The organism is Pseudomonas sp. D3-27 (assembly GCF_051132165.1).
In the GTDB taxonomy this organism is placed as follows: domain Bacteria; phylum Pseudomonadota; class Gammaproteobacteria; order Pseudomonadales; family Pseudomonadaceae; genus Aquipseudomonas.
On sequence record NZ_CP071667.1, the window covers coordinates 400661 to 423130 of the forward strand.

Genomic DNA, 22470 nt, shown 5'->3' on the forward strand with positions numbered 1-22470 from the left:
GATGAATGGCGATGAATGCCCCGATTCTACACCGCTGGCGCCAGGATGAAATGACGCAAAGCGCCGATCTGTCGCCAATCTCACGCTCGGGATGACGACTGGCAGCGTTCAGCCGGGCAATAACCTTCGGTGACGAAGCCTGACCAGCGTGTTGAGCGTCATGCCAAGGAGGCTGAACGCGGTCAGGCATAGCGCAAGCGTGAAAGGCAAGGGTAAGGGAGAGAGGCTGATTCCGGCGCTGGCCAGGCCGCCCGTGATGAAGATCAGCACGCTGCCCGCCGATGCGGAGGTACCCGCTTGCTCCGCAAAGGTGTTCATCGCCCGGGTATGGGCGGCCGCGCGCGCAATCGTTGTGCCAGTGGTGCATACAACCATGGGCAGCAGAACGGTCGTGATGGACAGGCCAATGATGTAGAAAAGCACCAGCATCGATAGACCCGCCGTCAGGATCAGGCTCAGGCCGGTGATGATCTGGGTGTGCGAGTCGATTCGGTTGTCGAGTACGGTCGCGAATGCGCCGCCGCCGATATAGGCCAGCCCGTAGCCCAGGAGCATCACTGAGAAAGCCTGCTGCGAGAGCTGCAATTGGTCGATGAAGATCAATGGCGAAATGACAATGAATGAAAAATGACAGGAAAACGCAAGTGCCGAAATCAGCCAATAGGCCATGAAGCTGAAATGACCGCAGACTCTGCGATAAGACGCAAAGAAGTTCATCCGCGTGGATCGGCAGTTTTGGGCCGGGCCTTCAAGTAAAAGACAGGCGCCGGCAAATGCGCCGATTGCCAGTACGATGAACACCAGAAAACTGCCGCGCCACCCCATCCAACCTTGTAGGCCAGTGCCGGCCAGTGGCGAGATGGAAATAAAGACGCCGCCGCAGGTGACCAGAAAGATACGCAGCCGCTGCTGTTGCGTTCCGGTAAACAGGTCCTGGACCAGTGCCTGGGAGAGCACAAAGCAACCGCACCCCAACGCCTGGATGATCCGAAAAACCAGGAACAGCCGGAAGTCGTCAGTCAAGGTGCACCCCGCTGCGCCGACAACCGAGACGGCGATGCCGACCAACAACAGTGTCTTGCGGCCCATGGCATCGGAAAGCGGGCCAATCAATAGCTGTGAGAGCGCAATGCCTACGGCAAACAGGCTGACAGACAGGGCAATGTCTGAGGATGAGTTGCGAAAGTGCCCAGCCAGCGCCGGAAACGAAGGCAGTACAACATCGATCGGAAACACGCCAAGCAGCGTCAACATCGTCAGGAGCCCGACGATGGCTGGCTTGTCCACAGATGGACGACTGGATAGGTCAGCCATCAAGGAACCCCGCCTCGCAAAAGAGCGCTCGGTTGTGGTCATTGTCAAAAAAACCGGCTCGTTGCATGGCCGCGAATGTCGATACCGCACCTGAGCGAACCCGTGCGGCATGGGCATGTGGCGGCACGATGTCGGCAACGACCTGAAGGGATGCCGTCTCGTCGAAGCCCACGCTGGCGAGGCTGCCCATCAACCAGGGGATATCCGGTTCGAAATAGAGCCCGATGATCTCCAACAGCAGCCTCGCCGCCCACTCGTGTTGTGTTGCGTCGAGAATCGGCCAGAGGTAGCCGAAGACCTCGCTGAAGTATCGGCTGTGGCGCGCTTCGTCCTGCAGATGAGTTTTGAACATGCGGTAGACCGTACAGACCAAGGTTTTCCGGGGGAGGGTGAGCAGCTCCCGGGCAATGATCGTTTCGGAGACAAACCCCAACAGGAACCACGCGAGGGGGCGGTCTGGGGGTGGGCATTTTTGGATCACGCCCAACAGCCGACCGATTCGCCTGGCCGGAGGGCGATCCTGGATGCCGTACAAGGCAGCGATCTGTTCAGCCACCTCGTTGGAAAACAGTGCGTGGTAGCCCTCGTCCGTATACAGCTGCAGGGCCGCGGTTTTCATTTCGGTCGGAATCGGCACGGCCAGTTCGCCATGGACCAGTGCCTCCACGGAGCGGTTGACGATCCGGTGTTCCAGCATCGTCGTGTAATCGAGGAAGTACACCAGGTGATTGGCCGCCAGCCGTTGGGCAACGGATTGACCTGCGTGTATGACCAACGGGTGTTCGACATAGGGAATGAAGGCTGGTGGAAACCAGTGCCGGCTCGATAACTGTCGCTCCAGATCGTCAGGCAGGCGATAGTCGTCCTTACCTGCTCGTACGGCGGCTTTGCGATTCCAGTCGGCCAAGGAGTAAAGCGGTGGCTGGACAAAGGTCTGCTCGCTCATGGCGCAGCGTCCTGTTCGTCGAGCAACGATATCAACTCGCGGCAGTGGACCTGGCCGTCACCGTGGCCGCAGCCGACAAAGAACAACGGTTGTTCGGGGGTTCCCTCAAGGCCGAGCAAGTGCTCCACCTGGCAGTCGGCCAAGGCCCCTGTCAGCCATGTATCGAGGCCCATGGCGGTGGCTACCATCAGGAAGCTCTGGGAGACATGGCCGGTCTCGACAAAAGCCATCCGATAGGCGCGCGAATGTTCGTACTTCCACCAGAGCTTGTCGAAGCGCGAAGTAATGAACAGCCCGAACGGCAGGTTGTTGATGAAATGCTGGCCGCACAGCAGCTGGCCCAGGGATTCATCCGGCAGCGTCCGGATCAGGCTGACCGAATGTTCGTCCGGGTGATAGGCATAGAGGCCCGCATCAAGTCCCGTGACGTTACGCACGTACAAATAACCTTCGCAGGCATTAAGACCACCACCCGAGGGGCTGCTTCTTCGCGCGGCGAACCGTTCGAGAGGGCATGATCGTTCGTTCAGGTAACCCAAGGCCAGGTAAAGGAGAGTGCTGACCTGAGCAATGGAAATGGCGCGATTGTCGAATGAGCGGGAGGTGCTTCGGCTGACGAGCGTCCGTACCAGCGACACCTCTTTGAGTTCATCCCATGAAGGGCGCTCAAGGACGGTTCGCCCGACGGGACAGGGTGTTGTCCTGGCTGGGGGCGCGGGAGAGGAGAGGACTTCGGCGCAATGGTGCAGGTAAAGCGTCGCCCATTCGTCCACATCCTGGGGGACGCTCTCGCAGGGAATGTTTTTTGTTCCGATATGAAAGATCCTGGAGAGTTCGTCCCACTTCCAGTCAATATTCTTAGTCCGACCCTCGACCAATATATCGACTTTGGCAAATTCCCTGTCGATGGGGTTTGAACGATCGAATCGTGAAGGGTCGTTTATAAGTTGCGCCAGTCTGGTTGCGTAATAGATGTCCAGTTCGAACTGGGTGTGTTGTTCATAATTCCATACGACTTGATGGGGTGGGCGCGCCAATATGAACAGGCAAGGGTTTATTTGCATGGCATCGTTTCCGCTGTGGCGAAGAGAAAGAAGGGGGCGAGGCGCCGGCAACCGCGTCCCCGTCGTCTTGCTTAGCGGGCTTTAGGCGTCACCAAGCCTGCCAGGTTGGCGATTTTGCTGACTTCGAGGGTAATTGTTTTCATGACGAAACTCCTTGTTCGTTAAGTGTTGTTTTTTACTATGGGTTGTCACTTCCGGTGTGACAGCTCAATCATAGTTTCTAACGAATGCATGGCAAGCAAATATCAGGTAGGACGGCTCCAGTAATTGCGTGGGATAGTTCATACAAGATCCACTAATACAATTATTTGCTTCCTGAAGGGGGTAACTTTTCTTACGACCAAAAAAAACGCAGCCTGGGCTGCGTGGGGACGTTCTAATTGTTGCAGGCTGGGCGCAGCAGCGGCTACGCCCAACAAGGCCTTAGCTGTTGGGCAGCAGACGGCAGGTAATGCTCTTAATGTAGCGCGTTTCGGCGATTGCCGGATGCACCGGATGGTCTGGGCCTTGGCCGCCGCGTTCGAGCAATTGGATGTTGCGGTCCAGGTGACGGGCGCTGGTCAGCAGGATGTTTTGCAGGTCGTCCTCGGGCAAGTGCATCGAGCACGAAGCGCTGACCAGGATGCCGTCCTTGCTGAGCAGGCGCATGGCTTGCTCGTTGAGGCGTCGGTAGGCGCCTTCGCCGTTCTTCAGATCCTTCTTGCGCTTGATGAAGGCGGGCGGGTCGGCCACGATGACGTCGAAACGCTCCTCGCCGGCCTTGAGCTCCTTCAAGGCTTCGAATACATCGCCTTCGATGCAGGTCAGCCGTTCGGCGAAGCCGTTCAGGGCAGCGTTGCGCTCCACGCCGTCAAGGGCGAATGCCGATGCGTCGACGCAGAAGACTTCGCTGGCCCCGAACGCGGCGGCTTGCACGCCCCAGCCGCCAATATAGCTGAACAGGTCCAGCACGCGCTTGCCCTTGGCATACGGCGCCAGGCGCGCGCGGTTCATGCGATGGTCATAGAACCAGCCGGTCTTCTGGCCTTCCATCACCGGGGCTTCGAACTTCACGCCGTTCTCTTCCAGGGCGACCCATTCCGGTACCAGGCCGAACACAGTCTCGACGTAGCGTTCGAGGCCTTCGGCGTCACGGGCCGCGGAGTCGTTCTTGAACAGGATGCCGCTGGGCTTGAGGACCTGGGTCAGGGCGGCGATCACGTCGTCTTTATGGGCTTCCATGGTGGCGGAAGCGATCTGGACCACCAGGATGTCGCCGAAACGGTCGACCACCAGCCCCGGCAGCAAATCGGAATCACCATAGACCAAGCGATAGAACGGCTTGTCGAACAGGCGCTCGCGCAGGGACAACGCCACGTTGAGGCGATGCACCAGCAGGGATTTGTCCAGGGGCAGCTTCACGTCACGGGACAGCAATCGGGCGCAGATCAGGTTGTTGGGGCTCATCGCGACGATGCCCAGCGGCTTGCCGCCCGCAGCCTCCAGGATGGCCTGGTCGCCAGCCTTGAAACCGTGCAGCGGGGTGGCGGCTACGTCGATTTCGTTACTGTAGACCCACAAATGGCCGGCGCGCAGGCGACGGTCGGCGTTGGCTTTGAGGCGCAGGCTAGGCAGGGACATGACGTCGCTCCGGAAAAAAGAGCGGGAGTATACCGTGTTGCAACCGTTGCGGGGCTTATGCTGGACATGCGGCGAAGGAGCGCGCTCGCCTCGCCGCAATGTAACGGCTTCAGGCGGACAGCGCGCTGATCAGCTCGCGGTTGAAAGCAGGAATGTCATCAGGCTGGCGGCTGCTGATCAGTTTGCCATCCTTGACCACTTCCTGATCGACCCAGTTCGCGCCGGCATTGGTCAAATCATCCTTGAGGGTCTTGTAGCTGGTCATTGTCTTGCCTTTGACCAGCCCGCTCGACACCAGCAACCAGCCGCCATGGCAAATCACTGCGATGGGCTTGCCGGCCGCCTCGAAGCCCTTGACCAGGTTCTGGGCGTCGGGGTCGATGCGGATCGTGTCGGAGTTCTGTACCCCGCCGGGCAGCACCACGGCATCGTATTGCTCGACATTGGCGGCCTTGAACGTCAGGTCGACCTGGAAATCGTCGGCCGGCTGGTCATGGTTCCACCCTTTGACCTGGCCTTCGCTGGCCGAAACGATTTCCACCTTGGCCCCGGCCTGCTCCAGCGCCTGCTTGGGACCGGTCAGTTCGGCCTGTTCAAAACCATTTGTCACCAGGATGGCCACGCGTTTGTCATTCAGGGAGCCGGGCATGAAAAATCTCCTCAAGCTGAGTGGGTGAGCTGCCGACCTAAGCCGGTAAGCAGGCTTGGTTGTCGGTCCTACAAAATCCGAAGCCGAGGCTTGAATGAAAGTTCCGCCGGTCTACCCGGCGGTGTGCCGGATTTATCTTTAAGGGTTAGAATCCCCGCCTGGCCCAGAGCGCGTACCCATGTCCAAAGAGCTTTCCACCGAACAGATCCAACAGTCCCTGCAAGGGATCAGCGTCCCGCCGCAGCCGCAAATCATGGTGGATCTGCAGATGGAGCAGTACATGCCCGATCCGGACCTGGAGACCATCGCCAAGCTGATTTCCCAGGATCCGGGCCTCTCCGGGGCCTTGCTCAAGATCGTCAATTCGCCGTATTACGGCTTGAGCAACAAGATCACCTCGATCCAGCGCGCGGTGAACCTGCTGGGCAGCCGTTCGATCATCAACCTGATCAATGCCCAATCGATCAAGGGAGAGTTGCACGACGACACCATCGTGACCTTGAATCGTTTCTGGGACACCGCCCAGGACGTGGCGATGACCTGCCTGACCCTGGCCAAGCGCCTCGGTATGCAGAATGGTGACGAAGCCTACGCCCTCGGGCTGTTCCACGACTGTGGCGTGCCGCTGATGCTCAAGCAGTTCCCAACCTACATGAGCGTGCTGGAGGAGGCCTACGCCAACGCCAGTGCCGAATGCCGGGTGGTGGACACCGAAAACCGTGTGTTCAATACCAACCATGCCGTGGTCGGTTACTACACCTCCAAGTCCTGGCGCCTGCCGGACCATGTCAGCCAGGCCATCGCCAATCATCACAACGCCCTGGCGATCTTCAGCGACGAAAATGCGCGCAATAACTGCCCGCTGAAAAATCTGCTGGCGATCCTGAAGATGTCGGAAAACATCTGCGCGTCCCACCGCGTGCTGGGTAACCAGGCCGACGATCACGAGTGGGAATGCGTCGGACCGCTGGTGCTCGACTATATCGGGTTGTCGGAATATGACTTCCAGACCCAGAAACAGGAAATACGCGACCTGGCCAGTCGTTGAATGCCAGTCTTCGCCTGATTCGAGAACCCCATGCCAGAACTGCCGGAAGTCGAAACCACTCGCCGCGGAATCGCGCCACACCTCGAGGGGCAGCGGGTCAGCCGCGTGGTGGTGCGCGATCACCGCTTGCGCTGGCCGATTCCTGAAGACCTCGATGTGCGCCTCTCGGGGCAACGCATCGTTCAAGTGGAACGGCGGGCCAAGTATTTGCTGATCAACGCCGAAGTCGGCACGTTGATCAGTCATCTGGGCATGTCCGGCAATTTGCGGCTGGTTGAAACCGGCATGCCCGCCGCGAGGCATGAGCATGTCGATATCGAACTGGAGTCGGGCCTGGCTCTGCGCTACACCGACCCTCGTCGCTTCGGCGCGATGCTCTGGAGTCTTGATCCGCTCAACCACGAACTCCTGATCCGCCTTGGGCCTGAGCCGCTGACCGATCTGTTCGACGGCGAACGGCTTTTCCAGCTTTCCCGCGGCCGCTCGATGGCGGTCAAGCCGTTCATTATGGATAACGCGATCGTCGTGGGCGTGGGCAATATTTATGCGACGGAAGCGCTGTTCGCCGCCGGAATCGACCCGCGCCGCGAAGCGGGGGGCATTTCCCGGGCGCGCTATTTGAAACTGGCGATCGAGATCAAGCGCATCCTCGCCCATGCCATCGAGCGCGGCGGGACCACGCTGCGGGATTTCATTGGCGGCGACGGCCAGCCTGGGTATTTCCAGCAGGAATTGTTCGTGTACGGACGAGGCGGGCAGACGTGCAAGATGTGCGGCACGGGGCTGCGGGAGATCCGCCTGGGGCAGCGAGCGAGTGTCTGGTGTCCACGCTGCCAGAGTTGATTCGTCCTACGGTCTATAGTCAGTAGTCATATTGATTTAGCCGAAGGATCGCACCCATGAGTCTGATTCGACCTGTCGTTCTGGCGCTCTCGCTGAGTGTCGGTTTGCCTGTATTCGCAAACACCGAAAGCGGTGATCCGCGCTACACCATCCAGAACCCACCGGCCTACGCCATGATCGGCGACTTGCTGATCGCGCGACCGCTGCTGCTCGCTGCCACTGTGATCGGCGCCGGCGCGTTTGTCGTTTCGTTACCCTTTACCGCGCTGGGCGGCGGCGTGGGCGATGCGGGCAAGGCGTTGGTGGTGGACCCGGCGAAGGCCACATTCGTGCGATGCCTGGGGTGTATCGGTGAGGGGTTCGAGCGGCAGGAGTGAATCGTCACTTGTGTGCATTTGTGGTGTGGCTGATGGCCCTGTCGCGAGCAGGTTCGCTTCCACAGAGATTCGCTGTGTGGCAGAAATAAATCACTTGCTCGCGATAGGGCCGGCAAGGCCGCTCAAGCCTTGCCAGTAATCCTGCGATATTTCGCCATCAGCTGTTCTTCCGTCTCCGGATGAGCCTCGTCCAGCGGGATGCAATCCACCGGGCAGACTTGCTGGCACTGGGGTTCGTCGTAATGGCCGACGCACTGGGTGCACAGGTTCGGGTCGATGACGTAGATCTCTTCGCCTTGGGAAATGGCCTCGTTCGGGCACTCGGGTTCGCAGACGTCGCAGTTGATGCAGTCGTCGGTGATGATAAGGGACATGCAGACTCCGGCCGGGGCGTAGGGCCCGGGCAGTTGAAAACGAATAGACGCAATTGTGCCGCAATCACGCGCGCAGTGCACGCGGGCGCGATGGACTGCGCACGCATGACTGTCGAGCCGCGTTAGGGATCGTCGCCCGGAGGGGTTATTTCTTGAAGCGCAGGGTCAGCGCGTCGGCCACCGCCGGGTGGACGAACTTGGTGATATCGCCGCCCAGGGCCGCGATTTCTCGCACCAGCGTCGAAGAAATGAAGGAATAGCGTTCCGACGGCGTCAGGAAAAGACTCTCGACGTCCGGCGCCAGCTGGCGATTCATGTTCGCCAACTGGAACTCGTACTCGAAATCCGAGACCGCTCGCAGGCCACGAAGGAACACGTTGGCGTTCTTTTCCTTGGCAAAATGCGCGAGCAGGGTCGAGAAACCGACCACTTCCACGTTGGGCAGGTGCTTGGTGACCTCGCGGGCCAGCTCCACTCGTTGTTCCAGCGGGAACAGCGGGTTTTTCTTCGGGCTGGCGGCGACGGCGATGATCACATGGTCGAACAGGCGCGAGGCGCGTTCGACCAGATCGCCATGGCCCTTGGTAATAGGGTCGAAGGTACCTGGGTACAACACTCGGTTCATCGCGTCGTCCTGGCGGGAGTCCGTTGGGGAGTCGGATGGTATCGCAGCCATCTCGGCCGGCCAAGTCGGCTGTTGGCGAAGAAAGCACTATAGACGCTGCGAATAATCCATGTTTTCAAGGTTTTTCCAGACGTTCAACCAGGGATGTCGCCAGTTGTGCCGTCAATCCATACACCGACAATTGCGGGTTGGCGCCGATGCTGGTGGGGAACAGCGAGCCGTCGTGAATGGAGAGATTGCCCAATTGATGATGTCGGCCGAGGCTGTCTGTCACGGCAGCCTTCGGATCTTCTCCCATGGCGCAGCCGCCCATGACATGGGCACTGCCCAGGCGCGTGCGGTACAGGACCATATCAAGCCCGTCGATCATTTCGCGGGCCTGCGCCAGGGTTTTCACATAATGGGCATCGCTGTGCAGGGGCATCACGGCCCGGGCGCCTCCGGCGAACTGGATTTCGGCCATGCTGTGAAATGCCCGGCGCAGGCCATCCCAGGCGTAGGGCGACAGCTGATAGTCGAGCACTGGCGTGCCGTCGCTGCGCAATTCGACGCTGCCGCCGGGGCTATCCGGATGGAAGCCGTCACGCAGCAACGCCAGCATGGCATGGGTATGGGGCAGGTGAGCCATGTGCGCCGCATTTTCGCCGCCGAAGCCACCCAGCAGCGTGGCGGCAAGGGCGGGATGTAATGGCGGCACTTCCAGCTTGTACGACATCCTGCCGCTGACGCCGTCCTGCCATTGGAAATGATCCGAATAAATCGACTGCGGAGCGCCGTAGAACGGGTTGATCACTTCATCGAACTGGCCGGCCGACATGTTCACGAGGTGCAGGAACGTGCGCTGGCCCAGCCGTCCGTGCGGGTCCGGTGCCTCGGAGCGCAACAGCAGGGCAGGGCTGTTGATACCGCCGCCGGCCAATACATAATGCCGCGCCTTGATCGTGATGCGCCGCCCGGTCGGTGCCACGCAATGCTCGTCCATGGCCAGGCAATCCAAGCCGACGACCGCATCGTTTTTGATGACCAGACGCTCAGCCCTCGCGAGGTAAAGCAGCGCGCCGCCCTTGTCCAGCGTGGCGGGTATGGTGGTGACGAGCATCGATTGCTTGGCGTTGGTCGGGCAGCCCATGCCGCAGTATCCCAGGTTCCAGCAACCTCGCACGTTGCGTGGGATGACATGCCAGGCGTAGCCCAATTGTTCACAGCCCTTGCGGATCACGTCGTTGTTGGCGTTGGGTGGAATCATCCAGGGTGCCACGCCGAGGCGTTGTTCCATCCGTTCAAACCAAGGGGCCATGTCGGCGGGGCCGTGGCCTTTGACGTTGTGTTCGGCCGCCCAGTGCTCAAGGGTTTGCGTTGGGGTGCGCAAGCTTGAAGTCCAATTGATCAACGTCGTGCCGCCCACCGCACGTCCCTGGAGGATGGTGATGGCGCCGTCCTTGCTCATGCGTCCGAGGCCTTCCTGGTACAGGCTGGTATAGGCCTGGTCCTCCCGCAGCGTGAAGTCGTGGCTGGTCTTCAGCGGACCTTCTTCGATGAGCAATACCTTGTAACCGGCGGCGCTGAGGATTTCCGCCGTGGTGCCACCGCCGGCGCCGCTGCCGATGATCGCCACGTCCGCTTCCAGCGTGAGGTCCTGGCTCAGTTGCGCGCCGTTGTAGGTGGTCCAGCCACGGGCGAGGCCTTCACGGAACGGGTCGGGTACGGGCATGCTAGGGGTCCCTTGTTGTTATGGACGGCGCTGGAGTCCACTGTGGCTTTCAAACCATCGGTGGTCCCGGGTACCCGCAATGGGCCCAGGACTCGGGCCGGCTGTACCACGCCATCATCACCATTTGCAGCAACGAGCCGTGGCCTTGGCGCAACAAGCTCAGCGAGCTGTTTTCCCACCGCGTCAGAAACTGTCGAATGTCATCGGCGCTGGCGTTTTCCCACGCGCCCCAGATCCCGGTCAGCGGCCCGCGGGTAATCCCCAGCGTCAGCACGTCGAATAGCTGGTGCGTTAGCTTGAGCATGGCGGGCGACAGGTGCGCCAGCCCTCGATCCAGGCTTTGCAGCGTGGCATCGGTGGCGGCGGGGAGCGTTCCAGCTGTTGTGGCCCCGTCGAGCATGACGGCAATCACGGCACGCAAGAACGGCAAGTCGCTGTCGCGCAATGCCGCCAGCCCGCGGGCCGGTTGGCTGGAGGAGCAGCCGCTCAGGCTGGCGCCCAATCCCACCGTGGCCAGGAAGGCGCTGGCGCCGAAGCTCAGTTGCAGTAAACCGCGTCGTGACAGGGCGGGCTTATCGGTCAGGCTTGGGTTCATTATTGTTATTACCCGGGAAGACACTGGTTAGCGGATAAACAGCTTCTGGATCAGTTTCTGCAACGGCTTTCCATAGGGCGGGTAGATCAGTTTCGCCGCGTTGAACCGCTGCTTGACCAGCACACCCTTGGCCTTGCTGAAGGTCAGGAACCCCTCATGTCCGTGGTAGTGCCCCATCCCCGAGGCGCCAATACCGCCAAACGGCATATCGTCCTGGGCCACGTGCAACAGCGTGTCGTTGAGGCAGACGCCGCCGGAATGGGTTTCGTCGAGCACGCGATTCTGTTCGGTCTTGTTGTAGCCGAAATAGTAGAGCGCCAAGGGGCGAGGTCGCTGATTGATGTAGGCAAATGCCTGGTCGAGGTTCTCATAAGGGACGATGGGGAGCAGCGGCCCGAAAATCTCGTCCTGCATGACCGTCATGTCGTCCGTGACATTGAGCAAAAGGCTGTGGGCCATGCGTTGTCCCTGGCTTTGCTCGAACAGCTCGATCAGCAACGCCCCTTTGCTTGTTGCATCGCCGATGTAGCCGTTAAGCCGTGCCAGTTGTCGTTCGTTAATTACGGCGGTGTAGTCCGGGTTGTCAATCAACGTCGGATAGAACCCGCGTACGGCCTCGCGATACGCCTCGACGAACGCCCCGACACGATTTTGCGGCACCAGCACGTAATCCGGTGCGACACAGGTTTGCCCGGCGTTGAGGGTCTTGCCGAAGGCGATGCGCTCGGCAGCGTGTTCAAGCGGGACGTCATCGGAAACGATGGCCGGAGATTTTCCGCCCAGTTCCAGGGTGATGGGCGTCAGGTTTTCCGCGGCCGCACGCATGACGTGCTTGCCGATGCTGGTGGCGCCGGTAAACAGCAGGTGATCGAACGGCAGCCTGGAGAACGCGATGCCTACGTCTGCTTCGCCAAGCACGACGGACACCAGGTCCTGGGGAAATATCCGGGCCAGCAGTTGCTTGAGCAACAAGCCGGTGGCAGGGGTCGATTCGCTGAGTTTTAGCATCACCCTGTTGCCCGCCGACAAGGCTCCGACCAAAGGCCCTATGGCCAGGAAGAGCGGATAGTTCCAGGGCACGATGACCCCGACCACCCCCAGCGGTTGATAGACCACTTTGGCCGATGCCGGCTGGAAGGCCAGGCCAACCTTGCGTCGAGAGGGCTTCATCCAGCCTTTGAGGTGTCGCCTGGCGTAATGGATACCGTGCAGGCTCGGCATCAGCTCGGCCAACAATGTTTCGTCCGCGCTGCGGTGGCTGAAATCCTCGCTGATGGCGTCGATCAAGGCCTGCCGTTCATTGCTCAACAGTTCGCCCAATGCCTTGAGCCATTGCAGTCGCTGCGCCGCCGGTGGCATCGGGTGAGCCGCGTAGGCTTGGCGCTGGGCGATGAAGAGCGCTTGGAGCTCGTCCAGCTGCTGTTGAGACTCGTGCAGGTAAGCGACATCGGCAGGCATGGCGGGCACCGGATTATTATTGGAATCGGTGTTTTCTAGAGCTTATGCTCTAGAAAGTCAAATGAGCCTCTGTAAATCCCTTGGGTTTTATCCTGTGACCGATAGGTCGTAAGATGCCCTTCGATCACTTTTTATTAAAGCCCAAGCCATGGCCCCACGAATGAAAACCAGCGAGCGCATCGTGCAGAACAGCCTCGAGTTGTTCAACCGCCAGGGCGAGCGCAGCGTCAGCACCAACCATATTGCCGCTCACATGGAGATGTCCCCCGGCAACCTCTACTACCACTTCCCCAACAAGCAGGCGATCATCGCCGTGCTGTTCAGTGAGTATGAAAACCTGGTGGACAGCTTCTTGCGCCCGCCCCAAGGCCGCCTGGCCACGGTGGACGACAAGCGCTTTTATCTGCAAGAGCTGCTGTCGGCGATGTGGCGTTACCGGTTCCTGCATCGCGACCTGGAACACCTGCTCGACAGCGACCCGGAACTTGCGGCGCGTTATCGGCGGTTTTCCCAGCGCTGCCTGATCCATGGCACCGCCATCTACGAGGGCTTCGTCGAAGCCGGTATCCTGAAGATGGACCGCGTGCAGATCGAATCCCTGACCCTCAACGCCTGGATCATCCTCACGTCCTGGGTACGGTTCCTGTGCACGACCCGTGAAAACTCCAGCCACTTGAGCGAACAAGCCATCAAGCGTGGCGTATACCAGGTCCTGGTGCTCGAGGCGGGTTTCGTGACTGACCAGGCCCGTGAAGCGGTGGATGCGTTGTTCAAAGAATTTTATGTCCCCCTGGCCCAGACCCTGGAGGAAGGGCAATAAGGATCGGACCTGCTTGATTCAGCCACAGGAGTTCACCATGCCCATCGCGCAACTCATCAGCCCCCAGGCCTTAGAACAGAGGCGATCACAGCCTGGGCTGGTGATCCTTGATTGTCGTTTTGCCCTGGAGGACCCGGACTACGGCCAGCGCAGTTATGCCGAAGGCCATATCGCCGGTGCGTCTCACGCGGACCTTGAGCGCGACCTGAGCGGTCCGGTGGTCAAAGGCGTGACCGGGCGCCATCCTTTGCCCGCACCTGAGGCCTTGGTTACGCGTCTGCAGACCTGGGGCATCAACAATGAGAGTGACGTCGTGCTGTACGACGATGGTCCCGGTACCTACGCTGCCCGGGCCTGGTGGCTGCTGGCCTGGCTGGGCAAGCGCGAGGGCGTCTACATTCTCGACGGCGGCCTCAAGGCCTGGCACACGGTCGGTTTGCCCCTGAGTCTCGATCCGCCGGCCATCCAGGCCGGCTCCTTCAGTGGTTCGCCGGACGCGAATCTGCTGGTCAATGCCGACATATTGCAACAACGTCTCGGCCAGCCGGACATGACGTTGCTGGATGCGCGGGCGTTGCCGCGATTCAAAGGTGAGGTCGAGCCGATCGATCCGGTGGCCGGGCATATCCCGGGCGCGCAATGCGCGGCCTTCACCGATAACCTTGGCGCCGATGGGCGGTTCCTGCCGACCGACCAGCTCAAGCAGCGCTTTGCCGCAAAATTCGGCGATCGCTCGCCGAGCGGCCTGGTGGCCTATTGCGGCTCGGGCGTGACAGCATGCCATAACCTGTTCGCCTTGTGCCTGGCAGGGTATCCGTTGGGCAAGCTGTACGCCGGCTCGTGGAGCGAGTGGATCAATGATCCGCGGCGGGGCGTGGCGAAGGGCGAATAACGAGGCACCTACAACCAATTGGGAGCGAGCTTGCTCGCGATGGCGGTGTATCAGTCATGTCGCTGATCTGTCGCTATCGCGAGCAAGCTCGCTCCCAGAAAAGTTTTCTCGCTTGCGAATCGTCAGCCATGGCCCAGGGTGGCGAGCCATTTGGGGATGCGTCGTTCCAGATAGTAGCCGGGACGCCGTAACGTCCCGTCGACGAATCCGACATGTCCGCCTCGGGCATGCAATTCAAGCCGGGTCGACGCTGACAACTCTTCAGGGGCGGGCAGGCTGTGGGGAAATACGAACGGATCGTCGGCGGCCTGGATAAGCAAGGTCGGCGTTTTGATCTCCGCCATGAAATAGCGGCTGGAGGCGCGACGATAATAGTCCGCCGCATCCGAGAATCCGTGTAGGGGCGCGGTGACGCGCCCATCGAAATCCCAAAACGTGCGCATATTGTCCAGCGAGCCCAGCGCGGCCAGGGCCGCAAGCCCTTCCTGGCGTCCGTCGTGCTGGAATTGGCGCTGTTTGTTGCGCATGTAGGCGACCATCTCCCTCATGAAATGCGCTTGGTAGAATTTGGAGAAGCCCTGCCCGATACGATCGGCGCACTGGTCCAGGCGAAACGGCACCGAAACGGCCACCGCGCCCAGCAGTTGGCTGTCGCTGCCGGTCTCGCCCAGATGCTTGAGCAAGACGTTGCCGCCCAGTGAATAGCCCACGGCAAACAATGGCGCCAGAGGTCGCCGGGTGCGCAGATGCGTCAGGGCGGCGGCCAGGTCTTCGCTCACTCCTGAATGGTAGCTGCGGGGCAGCAGGTTCGGCTCCCCCGAACACCCGCGCCAGTTCAACGCGACGCTGGCCCAGCCTTGGTCGTTGAGTGCTTGTTGCAGCCCGGTCACGTAGGGCGAGTTGGAAGAACCGGTCAGCCCGTGAAGTACCAGTACCAATGGCGCCTCGGCGCTATGGGGTCCATACCAGTCGAGGTCGAGAAAGTCGCCGTCTTCCAGCCACAGCCGCTCCCGTTCGCGATCGATGGGGCAGGACTTCCGCCATAACGGCCCCCACAATGTTTGCAGGTGCGGGTTGCCAAGCCCAGGGGCAGGGACGAAAGGTTCGGATGCGGCGGACATTCTGACTATTTCTCGATGCACGGCCAGCCGTTCAGCCAATGTCCTTTGGTAAACGCTGCCACAACGCGTAATGCACCTGTCCGGATTTCTGCTCGCGATGCAAGCGCCAATTGCTCGGCAAGCCCAGGGTGGACGGAGCGGTCTCGCTTTCAGTGTAGACCCAGGCATCCTCGGCCAGCCACTGACGTTCCTCGAGCAAGGCGCATACCGTCGGCAGCAGATTCTGGTTGAATGGCGGGTCGAGGAAGACGAGGTCGAATGGAGTTGCCGGCTGGCTGTCAAGGTAACGCAGCGCATCGGCTGTCTGCACCTGGCCGACGGTGCAGCGTAGGGTGCCGAGGTGTTCCTTCAGGCTGGACACGGCCAGGCTGCTGGCGTCCAGCGCCTGGCCCATGGCCGCACCACGGGACAACGCCTCGAGAAACAGTGCGCCGCTGCCGGCAAACGGGTCGAGCACCTTGGCGCCCGCCACGTAAGGCGCTAGCCAGTTGAATAGGGTTTCACGAACCCGGTCCGGTGTCGGTCGCAACCCTGGAGCATCCGGAAAACTCAGCCGCCGGCTGCGCCATTCGCCGCCAATGATGCGCAACTGGTTCACGCCGTTGTGCACGGGTTTCTTGCTGGAATTGGATGGGCGGGCCATTAATGCTCCGGAACCCCGAGCGGCTGCTCGGCAGGTTTGTCAGTGGGGGCCGGCAATGGCTTTTGCGGCACGGTCGGGCCAGCGGTGACGATGACCATCTTGTCGGTGCTCAGGTGTTTATTCAACGCAGCCTTGACCTGCTCGACCGTCAGCGCCTGGGACTGGCGCATGAAATCTTCCAGGTAGCTCAGCGGCAAATCATAGAAGCCCATCGCGCCGAGCTGGCCAACGATGTCGGCATTGCTGGCGGTGGACAGCGGGAAGCTCCCGGCCAACTCGCGCTTGGCGTCATCGAGTTCTTTCTGGGTCGGGCCATTGTTGAGGTAATCGGCAAACACGTCCTGCACCAGCTTGAGCGTGCCCTCGCTCATTTCCGCGCGGGTTTGCAGATTGATCATGAACGGACCGCGAGCCTGCATTGCCGTGAAGCCGGAGTACACGCCATAGGTCAGGCCGCGTTTTTCCCGGACCTCGGTCATCAGTCGTGTACCGAAACCCCCGCCGCCCAGGATCTGGTTGCCCAGGGACACGGCGGCATAATCCGGATCGTCCCGGTCGATGCCCAACTGCGCGAGCATAAGGTTGGTCTGCTTGGACGGGAACTCGATATGGTTGACGCTCGCTTTCGGCTCCACCGGTGGCGGAGTCTTGGCCAGCGCAGGGCCCTTGGGCAGCGCGGCTGATACTTGGTTGGCGATGGCTTCGGCGTCAGCGCGGGACAGGTCCCCCACCAGGGCGATCACGGCGTTGCCGGCGGCATAGGCCTTGGCATGGAAGGCCCGGGTTTGGGCCAGGGTAATCGGTGGAATGCTCTGTTCGGTGCCGTCGCTGGAGTGGGCGTACGGATGATCGCCATACAGGCGCTTCATCAACTCCAAGCCCGCCAGTTTGCCGGGGTTCTGCTTCTGATACTCGAAACCGGCGAGCATCTGGTTCTTGATTCGGGCGAACGAGTCGGCGGGGAAGGTCGGTTTGCCGACGACTTCGGCAAACAGCTTCAGCGCCGGCTCACGCTTGTCCGTCGCGCTGAGGCTGCGCAGGGAGGCCACGGCCATGTCCCGATAGGCGCCGTTGCCGAAGTCCGCGCCGAGGCTTTCGAAGCCTTGGGCGATGGCGCTGACATCCTTGCCGGCCACGCCTTCGTTGAGCATGGCATTGGTCAGCAGGGCCAGGCCGGGGGCGTCGCCGTCCTGGCTGCTGCCGGCGGCAAAGGTCAGGCGCAGGTCGAACATTGGCAATTCCCGGGCCTCGACGAACAGGACCTTGGCGCCGTCAGCGGTTTTCCAGGTCTGCACATCGAGCTGGCGGCGGCTCGGTGCCTTGTCATCCAGTTCGGCCAGCGATTGCAACTTGTTGCCTGACTTGGCCTTGTCCAATGCCTGGCTGGCATCGGTGTTCTTCGATGGCGATAGGTAGACGGCCAGGGAACCGGCCAGGGCAACCAACACCAGGCCCATCAGCACCAGGCGTGATGATTGGCGCTTACTCATGGGCTTTCTCCTCGGGCAGGACGTGCGCAACGCTCAAGCGCGAGCGGGTGAAATACAGCTGGGCTGCCTTCTGGATATCCTGCGGGGTCACGCTTTGCAGTTCGGCAAGCTCGGTGTCCATCAGCTTCCAGGACAGGCCGACGGTTTCCAATTGCCCGATGGCGGTGGCCTGGCTGGTGATCGAGTCGCGCTCATACACCAACCCGGCGATGACCTGGGCGCGGACGCGCTCCAGTTCGTCGACGGTCGGGGCCGTGGTTTTCAGTTGTTCGAGCAAGCGCCACAAACCTGCTTCGGCCTGGGCGAGGGTTTTGTTTTTCTGTGTGTTAGGCGTTGCCGACAAAGTGAACAACGAGTCGCCACGGGTGAATGCGTCATAATTCGACGAGCCCCCCGACACCAGTTCCTCGCCACGCTCCAGCTGGGTCGGAATCCGGCCGCTGTAGCCGCCGTCCAGCAAGGCCGAGATCAAGCGAAGCGCGTTGACCGAACCCTTATCCGTCGCGGTGGCGATGCTGGGCACGTTGAAGGCCAGCATGACGCTGGGCAGTTGGGTCTGTACATGCAGGGTGAGCTTGCGCTCGCCCGGTTCGGCCAGCTCCAGAGGGATCTTGGCGGCGGGCACCGGGCGCCGCGCTATCGGACCGAAATAGCGCTGGGCCAGGTTCTTGACCTCATCCGGCGTCACGTCACCCACCACCACCAGGGTTGCGTTGTTCGGGGCGTACCAGGATTCGTACCAGTGACGTAGCTCGCCGACGGTCATCCGGTCCAGATCGGCCATCCAGCCGATGGTCGGCGTGTGATAGCCGCTGGCTGGATAGGCCATGGCCTTGAAGCGCTCGAAGGCCTTCGACATCGGCTTGTCGTCGGTGCGCATGCGGCGCTCTTCCTTGATCACCTCGATCTCGCGGCTGAACTCTTCCGGCGGCAGGCGCAGGCTGGCCATGCGATCGGCTTCCAGTTCGAAGGCCACACCCAGGCGATCCCGGGCCAGCACTTGGTAGTAGGCAGTGAAGTCATCGCTGGTGAAGGCGTTTTCTTCGGCGCCCAGGTCGCGCAGGATCAACGATGCTTCGCCAGGGCCGATTTTATCGCTGCCTTTGAACATCATGTGTTCCAAGGCATGGGACAAACCGGTCTGGCCCGGCGTTTCGTAGCTGGAGCCGACCTTGTACCAGACCTGGGAAACCACGACCGGGGCGCGATGGTCTTCACGCACCACGACCTTGAGGCCGTTGTCGAGGGTGAATTCGTGGGTAGGTTGTGGATCGGCAGCAAAGGCTGAAAAGGGCAGACAAACCGTGCTGAGCAGCAGGCCTGCGGCGCGGCGGGCAAGAGCATTCATTCGTGTTTAAACCTGTCGGGCTGCCTGCCGGGTCTTAGCCTCAGCAGGCGAGGAGGTGCTAGGATAACGGTCCGTTTTACTGGCGGCCACGCCTATCGGGTCTTTTATCGGCCCAAGGCTGTCTGGGTTCCGTGCACAAACGTTGGGTTTGTTCCTGTATCCCCGCGTTTTCGCCGACGATGCCGTACCAGTCCTTCGAAAAAATCGACCATGAGGTGTCCTGGCGACATTTCGACAATCTGTTGCGCGTGAACAAGCTCGATGAAACGCAGTCTGTTCAGCATCGAATATTTATCACCGAGGCGCCCTCCAGGCGCGTCGCTACCGTGAGATAGCCGTCCTCCATGTTTGGTTCCAACGACGACAAGAAGACCCCAGCTGCGGCTGGCGAGAAAAAAAGCCTGTTCGGATGGCTGCGCAAGAAGCCGCAGGAAACCGTGGGCGAACAGCCGCAACCGCAGCCTGAGCCCGCCGACGAGACGGTGGTCGAAGAGGCTGCGCCCATTGTCCTGCCGATCGCCGAGCCGGTGCTGCAACCGGCCGAGGCCGAAGCCGAGCCAGTGGCTGAACCGGTGGATGAGCCGGTGATCGAGCAACCCCTGACCCCGCCTCCCGGGCAGGCCCCTTGGCTCACCTTGCCCGTGGCGGAAGAACCGGTCGCGCTGGTAGAGGACGCCCAGGCACCCCACGTCACGCCGCCAATCCCAGCCCCGACGCAACCGGAGGAGACGCCGGCTGCCGTGCTCGCGCCTTCGACCCCGGAGCTCGCCCCCGAGCCTGAACCTGTCGTGGTAGAGGCTTCGGCCCCGGTCGAACCGCCGCGGCCCGTTGAAGAGAGCAAGGTCGGTTTTTTTGCCCGCCTCAAGCAGGGCCTGTCCAAGACCAGCGCCAGTATTGGCGAGGGCATGGCCAGCCTGTTCCTGGGCAAGAAAGTCATCGATGACGAGCTGCTGGAAGACATCGAGACCCGCCTGCTCACCGCCGACGTAGGCGTCGAGGCCACCTCGGTGATCATCCAGAGCCTGACCCAGAAAGTCGCGCGTAAACAGTTGACCGATGCCGATGCGCTGTACAAGTCCCTCCAGGGCGAACTGACCAACCTGCTCAAGCCCGTGGAGCAGCCGCTGGTGATTGCCTCGCAGAACAAGCCGTTCGTGATTCTGGTCGTTGGCGTCAACGGTGCCGGCAAGACCACCACCATCGGCAAGCTGGCGAAGAAGCTGCAGCTCGAAGGCAAGAAGGTCATGCTTGCCGCCGGCGACACCTTCCGCGCCGCCGCCGTCGAGCAACTGCAAGTGTGGGGCGAGCGCAACAAGATCCCGGTCATCGCCCAGCACACCGGTGCCGACTCCGCTTCGGTGATCTTCGACGCCGTGCAGGCCGCCAAGGCCCGTGGCGTCGATGTGCTGATCGCCGACACGGCCGGTCGCCTGCACACCAAAGACAACCTGATGGAAGAGTTGAAGAAGGTCCGCCGGGTGATCGGCAAGCTCGACGCCGATGCGCCCCACGAAGTGTTGCTGGTGCTGGATGCCGGGACCGGCCAGAACGCCATCAACCAGGCCAAGCAGTTCAACCAGACCGTCGAACTGACCGGGCTGGCCCTGACCAAGCTCGACGGTACCGCCAAGGGCGGGGTGATCTTCGCCCTGGCCAAGCAGTTTGGCCTGCCAATTCGCTACATCGGCGTGGGTGAAGGCATCGATGACCTGCGCACCTTCGAAGCCGAGCCCTTTGTCCAGGCGCTGTTTGCCGAGCGGGAGCATTCATGATTCGTTTCGAACAGGTCGGTAAACGCTATCCGAACGGTCACGTCGGCTTGCACGAGCTGAGCTTTCGGGTCCGTCGGGGCGAGTTTCTGTTTGTGACCGGCCACTCCGGTGCCGGTAAAAGTACCTTGCTGCGCCTGCTGCTGGCGATGGAACGGCCCACCACCGGCAAGCTGCTGCTGGCCGGCCAGGATTTGAGCACCATCAGCAACGCCCAGATCCCTTATCTGCGGCGCCAGATCGGCGTGGTATTCCAGAATCACCAACTGCTGTTCGATCGCACGGTATTCAATAACGTGGCGCTGCCTTTGCAGATCCTTGGGCTGTCCAAGGCCGAAATCAACAAACGCGTGGATTCGGCCCTGGAGCGCGTGGCTCTGTCGGACAAGACCGATCTGTACCCGGGCGACCTGTCCACCGGCCAGCAACAGCGCGTCGGCATTGCCCGCGCCATCGTCCATCGCCCGGCCTTGCTGTTGGCGGACGAACCCACCGGTAACCTCGACCCGCGACTGGCGGCGGAGATCATGGGCGTATTCGAAGACATCAACCGCTTGGGCACCAGCGTGCTGATCGCTAGCCACGACCTGGCACTGATCGCGCGTATGCGTCACCGCATGCTGACCTTGCAACGCGGTCGACTGATCGGCGACGGGGAGGCAGGCGTATGAGTGCTACTCGCAGCCCGAAAGTGGCCGAACGCGTGGCCCCGAAGGGCACCGATCCGCAGCCGCAGAAGAAAAAGCGCGACGATGACGATGGCCCGGATTTCACCACGCTGTTGCACGCCTGGATCGAAAGCCATCGCGCCAGCCTGCTGGACAGCCTTCGGCGCCTGGGCAAGCAACCGATCGGCAGCTTCTTTACCTGCATGGTGATGGCGGTGGCCTTGAGCCTGCCCATGGGCCTGTCATTGCTGCTGAGTAATGTGGAGCGCCTGGGCGGTTCCTGGCAGCGCGCGGCGCAGATCTCCCTTTATTTGCAACTGGATGCGACGCCAGGCGAAGGCGAGGCGCTGCGTGAGCAGATCAAGACCATGCCGGGCGTGGCCGATGCCGAATACGTGGGTCGCGAGCAGGCGCTGGAAGAGTTCCAGCAGCAGTCGGGCCTGGGCGAAGCCCTCAAGGAGCTGCCGGAGAACCCGCTGCCAGGCGTTGTGCTGGTCACCCCAAATGAGGTCGACAAGCCGACCCTTGAAGCATTAAGACAAAGACTTTCCGAGCTGCCGAAGGTACAACAGGCGCAACTTGATCTAGTCTGGGTCGAGCGTCTTGCGGCGATCCTCAAGCTCGGCGACAGGTTTGTCTTCGGCCTGACGGTGCTCTTGGTTTCTGCATTACTTTTGGTGATAGGCAATACCATTCGTCTTCATATTGAAAACCGCCGCACCGAGATAGAAGTGATTAAACTCGTCGGCGGTACGGACAGTTATGTACGCAGGCCTTTCCTTTATATGGGAGCGTTGTATGGCTTCGGCGCAGGCATCCTGTCCTGGGGTGTATTGGCGTTCGGCCTGGACTGGCTGAACGATGCGGTAGTGGGACTGGCCGGTTTGTATGGCAGTGACTTCGCGCTGGCCGGAGTGCCAGTCGCTGACGGTCTGTCGCTCTTGCTAGGCGCGGTGCTGTTGGGTTATATCGGTGCATGGATTGCGGTAGCACGCCACCTACGTGAGCTTGCGCCAAAATAGTTGTTTTTGCGCGTATTGACCTTTCGGTTTTTGTGGGAACTTGTCCTACGGTTCCCGGTCAATTTTCGCAGTG

General features: G+C 61.0%; 22 protein-coding genes. 8 read left to right on the top strand and 14 right to left on the bottom strand.

The window, feature by feature from the left end; genetic code table 11:
* Positions 1-108: 108 nt before the first annotated feature.
* The 5 genes from J3P92_RS01840 to J3P92_RS01860 all read right to left on the bottom strand — a co-directional run bounded on the left by J3P92_RS01840 (position 109) and on the right by J3P92_RS01860 (position 5593).
* Positions 109-1314, bottom strand: a complete 1206-nt coding sequence (locus J3P92_RS01840) for an MFS transporter (RefSeq protein ID WP_434649740.1) — start codon at positions 1312-1314, stop codon at positions 109-111.
* Positions 1307-2260 carry a diiron oxygenase gene (locus J3P92_RS01845; protein ID WP_434649742.1) on the bottom strand — a complete coding sequence of 318 codons (954 nt, stop codon included), beginning with the start codon at positions 2258-2260 and terminating at the stop codon, positions 1307-1309. The genes J3P92_RS01840 and J3P92_RS01845 overlap by 8 nt, the downstream gene beginning before the upstream one ends.
* The gene (locus J3P92_RS01850) at positions 2257-3324 is read right to left on the bottom strand and encodes a SagB family peptide dehydrogenase (RefSeq protein WP_434609009.1); all 1068 of its coding nucleotides are present in this window, start codon (positions 3322-3324) and stop codon (positions 2257-2259) included. The genes J3P92_RS01845 and J3P92_RS01850 overlap by 4 nt, the downstream gene beginning before the upstream one ends.
* Before the next feature lie 423 nt (positions 3325-3747).
* Entirely contained in the window at positions 3748-4944 is a 1197-nt protein-coding gene (locus tag J3P92_RS01855; protein ID WP_434609011.1) for a class I SAM-dependent rRNA methyltransferase, read from the bottom strand.
* A 109-nt stretch (positions 4945-5053) separates the two neighbouring features.
* Positions 5054-5593: a type 1 glutamine amidotransferase domain-containing protein gene (locus J3P92_RS01860; RefSeq protein WP_434561773.1), complete on the bottom strand. Its 540-nt coding sequence runs from the start codon at positions 5591-5593 to the stop codon at positions 5054-5056.
* Positions 5594-5771: 178 nt separating this feature from the next.
* Here J3P92_RS01860 and J3P92_RS01865 point away from each other — a divergent pair, with 178 nt between their 5' ends.
* Genes J3P92_RS01865 through J3P92_RS01875 form a run of 3 tightly spaced genes read left to right on the top strand, consistent with a single transcriptional unit; the run spans position 5772 to position 7861 of the window.
* Positions 5772-6641 carry an HDOD domain-containing protein gene (locus J3P92_RS01865; RefSeq protein WP_420765056.1) on the top strand — a complete coding sequence of 290 codons (870 nt, stop codon included), beginning with the start codon at positions 5772-5774 and terminating at the stop codon, positions 6639-6641.
* 30 nt (positions 6642-6671) lie between these two features.
* Positions 6672-7484: a bifunctional DNA-formamidopyrimidine glycosylase/DNA-(apurinic or apyrimidinic site) lyase gene (gene mutM, locus J3P92_RS01870; RefSeq protein ID WP_420765055.1), complete on the top strand. Its 813-nt coding sequence runs from the start codon at positions 6672-6674 to the stop codon at positions 7482-7484.
* 56 nt (positions 7485-7540) lie between these two features.
* Positions 7541-7861: a multidrug transporter gene (locus tag J3P92_RS01875; protein WP_420765054.1), complete on the top strand. Its 321-nt coding sequence runs from the start codon at positions 7541-7543 to the stop codon at positions 7859-7861.
* A 122-nt stretch (positions 7862-7983) separates the two neighbouring features.
* Here J3P92_RS01875 and J3P92_RS01880 read toward each other — a convergent pair whose 3' ends face one another.
* The 5 genes from J3P92_RS01880 to J3P92_RS01900 form a co-directional block, all read right to left on the bottom strand.
* Entirely contained in the window at positions 7984-8235 is a 252-nt protein-coding gene (locus tag J3P92_RS01880) for a YfhL family 4Fe-4S dicluster ferredoxin (RefSeq protein ID WP_009683359.1), read from the bottom strand.
* A gap of 145 nt (positions 8236-8380) precedes the next feature.
* Positions 8381-8860 (bottom strand): pantetheine-phosphate adenylyltransferase, encoded by a 480-nt coding sequence (gene coaD / locus J3P92_RS01885; RefSeq protein ID WP_007897855.1) that lies wholly within the window; start codon positions 8858-8860, stop codon positions 8381-8383.
* Positions 8861-8975: 115 nt separating this feature from the next.
* Positions 8976-10571: a GMC family oxidoreductase N-terminal domain-containing protein gene (locus J3P92_RS01890; RefSeq protein WP_434649744.1), complete on the bottom strand. Its 1596-nt coding sequence runs from the start codon at positions 10569-10571 to the stop codon at positions 8976-8978.
* Positions 10572-10620: 49 nt separating this feature from the next.
* Positions 10621-11166, bottom strand: a complete 546-nt coding sequence (locus J3P92_RS01895) for a twin-arginine translocation pathway signal protein (RefSeq protein WP_434649746.1) — start codon at positions 11164-11166, stop codon at positions 10621-10623.
* Between the two features lie 27 nt (positions 11167-11193).
* Positions 11194-12624, bottom strand: coding sequence for a coniferyl aldehyde dehydrogenase (locus J3P92_RS01900; protein WP_434609020.1), 1431 nt, complete (start codon positions 12622-12624; stop codon positions 11194-11196).
* Positions 12625-12772: 148 nt separating this feature from the next.
* Between J3P92_RS01900 and J3P92_RS01905 the strand changes: the two genes are divergently transcribed.
* The gene (locus J3P92_RS01905; RefSeq protein WP_420765050.1) at positions 12773-13444 is read left to right on the top strand and encodes a TetR/AcrR family transcriptional regulator; all 672 of its coding nucleotides are present in this window, start codon (positions 12773-12775) and stop codon (positions 13442-13444) included.
* Between the two features lie 37 nt (positions 13445-13481).
* Positions 13482-14336, top strand: coding sequence for a sulfurtransferase (locus tag J3P92_RS01910; protein ID WP_434649748.1), 855 nt, complete (start codon positions 13482-13484; stop codon positions 14334-14336).
* A gap of 122 nt (positions 14337-14458) precedes the next feature.
* Here the strand turns inward: J3P92_RS01910 and J3P92_RS01915 are convergent, their stop codons facing one another.
* Genes J3P92_RS01915 through J3P92_RS01930 form a run of 4 tightly spaced genes read right to left on the bottom strand, consistent with a single transcriptional unit; the run spans position 14459 to position 18938 of the window.
* Positions 14459-15457 carry a hydrolase gene (locus J3P92_RS01915; RefSeq protein ID WP_434649750.1) on the bottom strand — a complete coding sequence of 333 codons (999 nt, stop codon included), beginning with the start codon at positions 15455-15457 and terminating at the stop codon, positions 14459-14461.
* Between the two features lie 31 nt (positions 15458-15488).
* Positions 15489-16100: a 16S rRNA (guanine(966)-N(2))-methyltransferase RsmD gene (gene rsmD / locus J3P92_RS01920; RefSeq protein ID WP_420765047.1), complete on the bottom strand. Its 612-nt coding sequence runs from the start codon at positions 16098-16100 to the stop codon at positions 15489-15491.
* The gene (locus J3P92_RS01925) at positions 16100-17590 is read right to left on the bottom strand and encodes a M16 family metallopeptidase (RefSeq protein ID WP_420765046.1); all 1491 of its coding nucleotides are present in this window, start codon (positions 17588-17590) and stop codon (positions 16100-16102) included. The genes rsmD and J3P92_RS01925 overlap by 1 nt, the downstream gene beginning before the upstream one ends.
* The gene (locus tag J3P92_RS01930) at positions 17583-18938 is read right to left on the bottom strand and encodes a M16 family metallopeptidase (protein ID WP_434649752.1); all 1356 of its coding nucleotides are present in this window, start codon (positions 18936-18938) and stop codon (positions 17583-17585) included. Before J3P92_RS01930 ends, J3P92_RS01925 begins: the two co-directional genes overlap by 8 nt.
* A gap of 344 nt (positions 18939-19282) precedes the next feature.
* Here J3P92_RS01930 and ftsY point away from each other — a divergent pair, with 344 nt between their 5' ends.
* The 3 genes from ftsY to ftsX are packed head-to-tail and all read left to right on the top strand — an operon-like array spanning position 19283 to position 22397.
* Positions 19283-20710: a signal recognition particle-docking protein FtsY gene (ftsY, locus tag J3P92_RS01935; protein WP_434649754.1), complete on the top strand. Its 1428-nt coding sequence runs from the start codon at positions 19283-19285 to the stop codon at positions 20708-20710.
* The gene (gene ftsE / locus J3P92_RS01940; RefSeq protein WP_024778908.1) at positions 20707-21378 is read left to right on the top strand and encodes a cell division ATP-binding protein FtsE; all 672 of its coding nucleotides are present in this window, start codon (positions 20707-20709) and stop codon (positions 21376-21378) included. Before ftsY ends, ftsE begins: the two co-directional genes overlap by 4 nt.
* Entirely contained in the window at positions 21375-22397 is a 1023-nt protein-coding gene (ftsX, locus tag J3P92_RS01945) for a permease-like cell division protein FtsX (RefSeq protein WP_420765043.1), read from the top strand. Before ftsE ends, ftsX begins: the two co-directional genes overlap by 4 nt.
* Positions 22398-22470 lie beyond the last annotated feature (73 nt).

Coding starts and splice junctions, on each gene's coding strand:
- J3P92_RS01840 (WP_434649740.1), bottom strand. CDS start 1,314: ATGGCTGACCTATCCAGTCGTCCATCTGTGGACAAGCCAGCCATCGTC.
- J3P92_RS01845 (WP_434649742.1), bottom strand. CDS start 2,260: ATGAGCGAGCAGACCTTTGTCCAGCCACCGCTTTACTCCTTGGCCGAC.
- J3P92_RS01850 (WP_434609009.1), bottom strand. CDS start 3,324: ATGCAAATAAACCCTTGCCTGTTCATATTGGCGCGCCCACCCCATCAA.
- J3P92_RS01855 (WP_434609011.1), bottom strand. CDS start 4,944: ATGTCCCTGCCTAGCCTGCGCCTCAAAGCCAACGCCGACCGTCGCCTG.
- J3P92_RS01860 (WP_434561773.1), bottom strand. CDS start 5,593: ATGCCCGGCTCCCTGAATGACAAACGCGTGGCCATCCTGGTGACAAAT.
- J3P92_RS01865 (WP_420765056.1), top strand. CDS start 5,772: ATGTCCAAAGAGCTTTCCACCGAACAGATCCAACAGTCCCTGCAAGGG.
- mutM (WP_420765055.1), top strand. CDS start 6,672: ATGCCAGAACTGCCGGAAGTCGAAACCACTCGCCGCGGAATCGCGCCA.
- J3P92_RS01875 (WP_420765054.1), top strand. CDS start 7,541: ATGAGTCTGATTCGACCTGTCGTTCTGGCGCTCTCGCTGAGTGTCGGT.
- J3P92_RS01880 (WP_009683359.1), bottom strand. CDS start 8,235: ATGTCCCTTATCATCACCGACGACTGCATCAACTGCGACGTCTGCGAA.
- coaD (WP_007897855.1), bottom strand. CDS start 8,860: ATGAACCGAGTGTTGTACCCAGGTACCTTCGACCCTATTACCAAGGGC.
- J3P92_RS01890 (WP_434649744.1), bottom strand. CDS start 10,571: ATGCCCGTACCCGACCCGTTCCGTGAAGGCCTCGCCCGTGGCTGGACC.
- J3P92_RS01895 (WP_434649746.1), bottom strand. CDS start 11,166: ATGAACCCAAGCCTGACCGATAAGCCCGCCCTGTCACGACGCGGTTTA.
- J3P92_RS01900 (WP_434609020.1), bottom strand. CDS start 12,624: ATGCCTGCCGATGTCGCTTACCTGCACGAGTCTCAACAGCAGCTGGAC.
- J3P92_RS01905 (WP_420765050.1), top strand. CDS start 12,773: ATGGCCCCACGAATGAAAACCAGCGAGCGCATCGTGCAGAACAGCCTC.
- J3P92_RS01910 (WP_434649748.1), top strand. CDS start 13,482: ATGCCCATCGCGCAACTCATCAGCCCCCAGGCCTTAGAACAGAGGCGA.
- J3P92_RS01915 (WP_434649750.1), bottom strand. CDS start 15,457: ATGTCCGCCGCATCCGAACCTTTCGTCCCTGCCCCTGGGCTTGGCAAC.
- rsmD (WP_420765047.1), bottom strand. CDS start 16,100: ATGGCCCGCCCATCCAATTCCAGCAAGAAACCCGTGCACAACGGCGTG.
- J3P92_RS01925 (WP_420765046.1), bottom strand. CDS start 17,590: ATGAGTAAGCGCCAATCATCACGCCTGGTGCTGATGGGCCTGGTGTTG.
- J3P92_RS01930 (WP_434649752.1), bottom strand. CDS start 18,938: ATGAATGCTCTTGCCCGCCGCGCCGCAGGCCTGCTGCTCAGCACGGTT.
- ftsY (WP_434649754.1), top strand. CDS start 19,283: ATGTTTGGTTCCAACGACGACAAGAAGACCCCAGCTGCGGCTGGCGAG.
- ftsE (WP_024778908.1), top strand. CDS start 20,707: ATGATTCGTTTCGAACAGGTCGGTAAACGCTATCCGAACGGTCACGTC.
- ftsX (WP_420765043.1), top strand. CDS start 21,375: ATGAGTGCTACTCGCAGCCCGAAAGTGGCCGAACGCGTGGCCCCGAAG.